The organism is Streptococcus sp. E24BD (genome assembly GCF_041807825.1).
Lineage (GTDB): Bacteria > Bacillota > Bacilli > Lactobacillales > Streptococcaceae > Streptococcus > Streptococcus entericus.
Genome location: NZ_JBGTZB010000053.1, coordinates 1 through 7,811 on the forward strand (window position 1 = coordinate 1; position 7,811 = coordinate 7,811).

Sequence of the window (7,811 nt, forward strand, 5' to 3'; positions counted from 1 at the left end):
CTAAAGCGCTACTGGAAATTGATACAACAAGACAGTCGAAAGCTCAGCGATAAACGCTTTTATCGCCCAACTTTTCGCAGGCACTTGACTAATCAGGAGGTTGTCACTAAACTGCTCGGCTATTCGCAAGAACTGAAAGAGCATTACGAGCTTTATCAACTGCTGCTGTTTCATTTCCAGGAGAAGCAAGCCGACCAGTTTTTTGGGCTGATTGAGGAGACGATTTCCAGCGTTAATCCTGTCTTTCAGACAGTTTTTAGAACCTTTTTGAAAGACAGTGACAAGATTGTCAATGCCTTGGAATTGCCCTACTCTAACGCCAAGATTGAAGCAACCAACAACATCATCAAGGTTATTAAGCGCAACGCCTTTGGTTTCAGAAACTTTGAAAAGACAAAACTCGCATTTTCATTGCCATAAACATAAAACGAGAGAAGACAAGAACTGTCCTCTCTCGGTGTTAAGTGGGTCAACCCACTACAGTTGACAAAGAGCCAAAAAACCTGCTCCAATTTTTGAGCAGGTTTCTTGCTTATTAACAAGGATAGCTTATTTTTCAAAGATGAAAATATTATCTGAGTAAAGCTTGAAAACGTTAAGGCAAAGGTAATGGCAAAGATATGCTACTGCAAATGGAATGACAAACCAGATGATAATCATCATCGCAATCTCTGTTGTCCCAAGCGAAGCCAGCGGTCGCTGGTGTCCCAATAACATTGAATAGAGGAACAGACAGAGCACTCACAGCAGCTGTCGCCAGAATAGGAAGCAGCATGATTGGATTGGCAGCCACATTTGGCATCATCATCTTAGTCGCGCCAAGCAAAATGGCAGCTGGAACTCCTGCTTTATTCTTACGCGCAGTTGCGAGAGCAAGGTAGGTTGACGTTGCAGCGACACCAATGGCTGCAGCTCCTGCTGACAGGCCTGTTAAAGCGATAGCCACTCCAATCCCAACGGTTGAAATTGGGGTCACAATAAGAACCGCAAAGGACATCGCAATCAGTACGCTCATCAGAACAGGTTGGAGGACGGTAAAGCTATTGATTGCTTGACCAATCAGTGTGGTCACCTGAGAGACGTAAGGCAACATCAACCAGCCCGGATAGCCAACACCAATTCCAACAATTATAGGAAGTAAAACAATAGTCAAAGAGCCTAGACGATTGCCAACCCATTTTGCCAAAAGAATCGCTAGGGTTGCTGTAATCATCATATTGATAATGTCACCTAATCCGCGTAGCTGAAACAACCCAACTGCTTCTAAGGCTTTGCCTGATTCCTGAACGGTATCAAAGAAGCGCCACGTCCAAGCACCAGAACCTATATAAGCTGCACTGCCACCTGCTGCATGCTGGTCAATTTAAAATTCTCAGCAATAAGAAACCCTGCCATAATCGGAAGAACATACTGGAAGATCACCAAAATACGGCTAAGGTCTATCAGCCATTCTGCTGCAGGTAAATATTTAATCAGGTTCGCCAGAATGGCATTTGGCAAGAGACTGACGATGATGGCGGTTGCTGTGCCTGAGAGAATTTTCGCAACAAAGGATTTGAATGTCTCTGTCTGCATTGCAGTTGATTGTTGTGTTGTCATAAAAACTCCTTAAATCATGTTGTTCGAAATATTTTTTTATTTGAAATATTCTGACTTATTTAACTAAAATCTTGATTGACAACCGCAAAGGTTGCCAATCTGATCTAGTATTCAACCGTCTGAATCCAACCGTCTGGGGCTGGTATGTCTCCATAGTGGATACCCGTCAGTTCGTCGTAAAGACGTTTTATCATTGGACCAACTTCTGTTTCTGAGTGAAACACTTGTTTCTTATCACCGATGGTAATCGAACCAATTGGTGTGATGACCGCAGCAGTTCCACACGCCCCTGCCTCGACAAAATCAGCCAACTTGTCAATATAGACATCGCCTTCAACAGCCTTTAACCCCAGTCGCTCTTCAGCTAAAGTCATCAAGGAATATTTGGTAATACTTGGCAGGATAGAGTCCGATTTTGGCGTCATAAATGTCCCATCAGCGGTAATCCCAAAGAAATTAGCCGCTCCGACTTCTTCGATTTTTGTTTTCGTTGCCGGATCCAGATAAATGGCATCAGTGTAACCTTGTTGTTTAGCCAATTTTCCAGGATAGAGGCTGGCCGCGTAATTTCCAGCAACCTTGGCCGCACCTGTACCTCTGGGAGCTGCGCGGTCATAGTCACTAACCAAGAAGTGAGCTGGAGCTAAACCAACTTTGAAATAGGCTCCAACTGGTGTCACAAAAATAGAAAATAGGTACTCTGCCGCAGGTGCTACCCCCACAGTGTCTCCAATTCCCATTAAAAATGGACGAATATAGAGTGAAGCTCCTGTACCATAAGGTGGTACCCATTCAGCATTGGCCTTGACAACTTCATGAACAGCACGAATAAAGTCTTCTTCTGGGTAAGGCTCCATGAGTAAGCGTTCTGCAGAACGTTTCATGCGCTTAGCATTTTCATCGGGACGAAACAGCTGAATCTTGCCATCTTTCGTACGATAGGCTTTCAACCCTTCGAAACAAGTCTGACCGTAGTGAAACACGTTAGATGCCTCACTGATTGTTATCTGCTTGTCCGTTTCAATAGCACCCTCGCTCCACTTGCCGTCTTTATAATAAGCTCTAAATTTTTTACCCGTATCAATATAGCCAAACCCTAAAGTTGACCAATCTATCGTCTCTACAGTCATGACATCTCTCCTTTCGGGATAAGTTTTTACTATCATACCTAATTTTTTGAGGTTTGTCTAGCGTTTTTTCTGAAAATTTTAATTTTTTCTGAAAAATTTTCAAAAAAAAACAGCCTAAAACAGGCTGAAGTCAATGTGATTTGGCCACAAGATTAAGTAAACTGGTCACCAAAAACATACCGATAAAAATCATGGTAATCGTTGCGCTAGCAGGTGTCTCCCACCAATAGGACATGAAAATGCCTGACACCATGCCGACAAAGCCAATACCGATGCCGTAGATAATCACTGAACGAAAAGATTTACCCAAACGCATCGCAATTGAAGCCGGTAAAACCATGATGGTTGAAACCAAAAGCGCTCCTGCTGCTGGAATCATCAAAGCAATGGCTACTCCCGTCAAAATATTAAAGGCAATAGACATCAAGCGAACTGGCAATCCGTCAACAAAGGCCGTATCTTCATCAAAGGTCAGTAAGTACATGGGACGAATAAAGAGAAAGGTCAAGATCAGAACAGCCAGCGCAATCACAAACAAAGCAATGACTTGCTCTTGACTGATGGTAATAATTGACCCAAACAGGTACTGATCCAAACTAACTGCCGAAGTCCCTTGAGCCTTACTCATGATCATCAAGGACAGCGCCAAGCCTAAGGACATTAAAATAGCTGTCGAAATTTCCATATAGTGCTTGTAGACAGTTCTGAGGTATTCTAATACAATAGCAGCTAAAGTTACCACTACAATCGTTGTCCAGGTTGGATTGATACCAAGCAATACCCCGACGGCAACACCTGCCAAGGAAACGTGGCTCAGGGTATCGCTCATCAAACTTTGCCGTCTGAGAATAAGAAAAATTCCCAAAATCGGTGCAAAAACGCTAATGGCAACAACTGCTAGCAGGGCGCGTTGCATAAAGTCATAAGCCAAAACATCAGTGAACATGACCGCCCTCCTTGTTATCATGGATATTAAAACACCGCCATGGTAGGTCTTGGTTGCGCACGAGATGAATGTTCCTGTCGGCGTAGCCCTTGACTTCGTCTGGGTCATGAGTGATCATCAGCACTGCTTTTCCATGTTCCTTGGCATTATGGTGCATGAGGTCATAAAAAGTCTGAGTCGTCCCTGCATCCATCCCTGTGGTTGGTTCATCAAGGACAAAAACATCAGGGTCAGAGGCAAAGAGACGTGCAATAACAGCTCGCTGCTTTTGCCCACCGCTCAAGCTACCGATACGCTTGTCTCGATTCTCCCACATGCCGACAGATTCTAAACTTACCCTAATATGTTCCTCGTCATGGTCTGTCAATCGTGAAAACCAGCCTCGACGCGGGTAACGACCAGAGGTGACAAACTCATAGACCGTGCTGGGAAACCCTGCATTAAAGCTGGCAATTTGCTGTGGTAAATAGCCGATACGGAGTTTTTGACCTGTAACGTTTGTTTTGGCAAGCGTCACCTGACCTGATCTTGGCGTTAAAATGCCCAAAGTCGCCTTAATCAGGGTTGATTTTGCAGCACCATTTTCACCTGTTAGGGTAACAAATTCACCGCTATCCAAGTGGTAAGCCACTTCTTGTAAAACAGGTTCGGCATCATACTGAAAAGCTAGATTTTCAACGGTGATATACCTCATTGACCACCGTCCAATCCTTTAGATAATCCCTCCAAGAATCGCTCGATAACGCCCTGTTCATCTGCTGAAAAAGCCGACAATACCTCATCATACACCTGAACAGTATGGTCATGGTGGTGCTCATGTTCTACCGCAATAGGCGTCGCCAAATCAGTTAGTTCAAAGTAAGTCACACGGCCATCTGTCTGGTCTTTGATTGACTCTAGCATGCCCGCAGCAATCAGAGCCTTGACGGCCTTGGTCACCGCTGCTTGACTGACGCTAAGCTCTCTGGCTAGGTCAGAATTCGTTAGCCGTTCCTTTGCCAATAACATCAGGATATGTTCCTGTGTATTGGTCAATCTGACGTCACTTTGGCAGGACCCAATCAACAATTCATGCTGATTTTCTGCTGTCAATAAAACCTTGTAAATCAACTGGTCTAAACGCTGGGCTAGTCTTGTCATAAACCACCTCTTTCTTTCACTTTACTGGTTAATTTTAACACAATTCAAGAGTGGAGGCAAGTTTTTGGTTACTGGCTAGAGATAGTTCAGTAAACATTAAAAGAGGCTAGCGCCTCTTTACCAGATGAAAAAACTAGCTCAACGTCCTTACCTTGTAGACCTCTTTACAAAAGCCTTTCATAGCGTTGTAAACTCGGTCCGCTCGCTTAGCGGTCGGACATAGGGCAAAAACTGTCGGTCCAGAGCCTGACATCAAGGCGATGTCTGATCCAGCAGCTAACATGCGGTCTTTTATGGTTTGGATAAAGGGACACTTCATGATGGTAATGTCTTCCAGCGAATTACCCATACAAGACAGCATGGCGTCATAATCGCTCGTCAGCATAGCTTTTTTTAACCCTGCGATATCTACCCGTGTGATGTTATCAACGTCAATCTCTTTGAAAATCTTCCGTGTAGAGACCCCAAAGTCAGGTTTGACCAGGACTACCCAAGAGGACAGGCTGGCAGATAAGGGTTCAACCACATCTCCCTTACCTGCGATGTAAGCGCAGCCTGCTTCTAAGCAATATGGCACATCACTACCAATAGCAAACCCCAGCTCAATTAACTCTTGTTTACTAAGGTTTAATTGCCAGAGCTTATCAAGAGCGCGTAAGGTAGCTGCGGCATCGCTTGAGCCGCCACCTAGACCTGCACAGATTGGGATTCGCTTTTCTAAGTCAATAGTAACGCCTTGTTTAATACCGTAGCGGGCTCTGATGAGCTCTGAAGCCTTTACCACATCGTTTTTGGCATTGTGGGGCATGCGGTGGCTGTTTGATGTCATGACAACCTGATCATCTGATCGTTCTGTGACGGTCACATAGTCATTGAGGTCAACACTGAGCATAATCATCTCCAGTTCATGATAACCGTCATCACATTTGCCGCAAATATCTAAGCCTAAATTTATCTTAGCTGGTGCTTTTTCAATGATTGTCATGGGTTTCTCTTTTCACCATCTCCTGTTTATGTTGCACGCAGAAACCTGAAACGCTAATCAGGTTATTTAGACGTGTCAATGTTCTTCAAACCGCCAAATCAAGAGCGACAAGCGACCATTTTCAAACTGGCCTTCCGCTCGGTCGATAGCCTTGCCTAAAAAGGTATAATCATGCTCATGATTATGACAATTGCTTCCTAGCAAGGCATTGTAATACTCATCAACTTCCAATTGACGTTCCGTATTGAGGTCTGAAACCAATTTCTTAAAACTCACAGGCTCGACTGTGGTCTCTGCTTCAAGGTGGAGCCTAAACACACCTTCTGTAAAACTAAATTCCATCTTGAAATCATTGAGGTCATTATCTAAAAAGTAACTGACAATTTCTTTCATGATTCGTGTGCATTTATTTTTTTCCGTTAACATGTCCTTTATCCTTTAGCCAGAGTGTTTTATGGTCTTGCAGGGTATCAATCAAAGGCGCTAATACCGCAGCGACAAAACCTGTTGAAAATCCATTATTGTATAAACTCAGCCCTTGATGCAAAGCCAAGACCGTTGATGATAAATTGTAGTGAAGAAAACCAGCGACCAGCCCGTAGAACCAGCCATAAAATCCAGCAATCGGACTTAATCCTGTGCTAAAAAGAAACGGGAGGGCAAAGCGTATCTCGTTTAAGGGCTGGTTGAGCAAGACACTGGCCAAAACGACCCCTAAGCCAACAGGAAGAGCGTTTAGAGGGTGTTTCCCAAAGGCACTGAACCCCAATATCGTCAAAAGTCCACCTAAAATAGGACCATTGAGCCGGACACCGAAAACTAACAGACAACCTAAAAATAAGCTACTGGTCAAGCACATGTTAAGCAGTGTCGGGTAAAGTCCAAACTTTGTCACAAAATCATCTGGAACCCGCCCTGTACTTTTTATCAGAGCAGAATAGCCTGCAGCAGCTTTTAACAAATGGCGAAGCAAAAACATCAGTAAAAACCCAATAATCAATAGCCAATAACCTAGTATGTAGGTATGGTAACCATCGCTGATTAACACACGTGTTTCGACTGGTAGCTGAAAATAAGGAAATAGCAAGACCAAAAACATGGTCATCAACCCTGTTGTAAAACCGTAGTTATATAAGGTCAACCCATGGTGAAATTTCAAAAACTCCTCCGCCAATGCAGGTGCCATAAAACCAAGTATCAGACCAACAGCCAAGGCAATACAAGCAGACCCAAAAGAGAGACCGTTTTGAAAGGCTAAGTAAGAGACGACGGGTGCCATCGATGTTGCAAACAAACTAACGGTCGTATAGAGTTTAAAGGATTGTTTGGTAAATTTAGCATACAGCACCATTCCGCCAATCAGGGGAAGAACATTCAGTAGGTTGGTGCCAAAAAAAGCATGTCCTGCAAAAATGCCAACAGCACCAATCTGCAAACCATTGACATTGGAACGTTCATTACGGCTCATCAGATAATGCGCTAGGAAAAAATGCCCTGCGACATTGGCAAAAGTAGCCGAAAGTCCACCGACCGCAAAAAAATCAGTCATGAGTTGCGTTGGATTAGTTAAAATAGCCAATAATCCCTGCCACAGTTGACCGCTATCAGGCATGAGAAGAGCGTAAGCGAAGGTTAGAATTCCTAAGACGAGTATCGCACGCTTACGCTCAATGTGTTGCTTTTTTACTGTCATAACCTCTCCTTTAATCACTTTTCTTTATTTTATCATAAAATAATCAGCTTGAAAACGATTGACAACTCTGAACCTTATGACGAGAATATCCCACAACAACGCAACTACTCATCGAACGTCCACTGATCGAACAATAACAGGAAAGAGCGGGTTGGTCAACTCCTAAAAAGCAATGCTGACTCCCGCTCTTTTCAGGCTCTATAAGACTGTAGTGGGTAAATCCACCATGGAGATTATAGAGCCTTTTGAGTGTAGAAAAAAAGTTCCATATGACCTACAATGAAAAGTGCTTAAACAACTCATTAGAAAGACACATAT

The 7,811-nt window shown here is 43.7% G+C and carries 7 protein-coding genes and 2 pseudogenes; 1 reads left to right on the forward strand and 8 read right to left on the reverse strand.

All coding sequences use genetic code 11. From position 1 onward, the window contains the following. Positions 1 to 464: pseudogene (locus ACERC5_RS09425) on the forward strand (transposase); the annotation flags it as partial. Positions 465 to 549: 85 nt separating this feature from the next. On the opposite strand, the pseudogene ACERC5_RS09430 reads toward ACERC5_RS09425, so the two are convergent. The 8 genes and pseudogenes from ACERC5_RS09430 to ACERC5_RS09465 all read right to left on the reverse strand — a co-directional run bounded on the left by ACERC5_RS09430 (position 550) and on the right by ACERC5_RS09465 (position 7,493). Further along, positions 550 to 1,599, reverse strand: a pseudogene (locus ACERC5_RS09430) (PTS sugar transporter subunit IIC). Between the two features lie 104 nt (positions 1,600 to 1,703). Beyond that, positions 1,704 to 2,729, reverse strand: coding sequence for a branched-chain amino acid aminotransferase (locus ACERC5_RS09435; RefSeq protein ID WP_373659626.1), 1,026 nt, complete (start codon positions 2,727 to 2,729; stop codon positions 1,704 to 1,706). A gap of 130 nt (positions 2,730 to 2,859) precedes the next feature. After that, complete coding sequence (locus ACERC5_RS09440) at positions 2,860 to 3,675, reverse strand: metal ABC transporter permease (RefSeq protein WP_373659625.1); 816 nt, start codon at positions 3,673 to 3,675, stop codon at positions 2,860 to 2,862. Further along, on the reverse strand, positions 3,665 to 4,369 hold the full coding sequence (locus ACERC5_RS09445) for a metal ABC transporter ATP-binding protein (RefSeq protein WP_373659624.1): 705 nt from the start codon (positions 4,367 to 4,369) through the stop codon (positions 3,665 to 3,667). The genes ACERC5_RS09440 and ACERC5_RS09445 overlap by 11 nt, the downstream gene beginning before the upstream one ends. Beyond that, positions 4,366 to 4,815 carry a zinc-dependent MarR family transcriptional regulator gene (locus ACERC5_RS09450; RefSeq protein ID WP_373659623.1) on the reverse strand — a complete coding sequence of 150 codons (450 nt, stop codon included), beginning with the start codon at positions 4,813 to 4,815 and terminating at the stop codon, positions 4,366 to 4,368. Before ACERC5_RS09450 ends, ACERC5_RS09445 begins: the two co-directional genes overlap by 4 nt. Positions 4,816 to 4,948: 133 nt before the next feature. Continuing rightward, positions 4,949 to 5,800 (reverse strand): 4-(cytidine 5'-diphospho)-2-C-methyl-D-erythritol kinase, encoded by an 852-nt coding sequence (ispE, locus tag ACERC5_RS09455; protein ID WP_373659621.1) that lies wholly within the window; start codon positions 5,798 to 5,800, stop codon positions 4,949 to 4,951. 75 nt (positions 5,801 to 5,875) lie between these two features. Then, complete coding sequence (locus ACERC5_RS09460; RefSeq protein ID WP_373660631.1) at positions 5,876 to 6,193, reverse strand: hypothetical protein; 318 nt, start codon at positions 6,191 to 6,193, stop codon at positions 5,876 to 5,878. A gap of 13 nt (positions 6,194 to 6,206) precedes the next feature. Continuing rightward, positions 6,207 to 7,493 carry a DUF1576 domain-containing protein gene (locus ACERC5_RS09465; RefSeq protein ID WP_373659619.1) on the reverse strand — a complete coding sequence of 429 codons (1,287 nt, stop codon included), beginning with the start codon at positions 7,491 to 7,493 and terminating at the stop codon, positions 6,207 to 6,209. Positions 7,494 to 7,811: the final 318 nt, after the last annotated feature.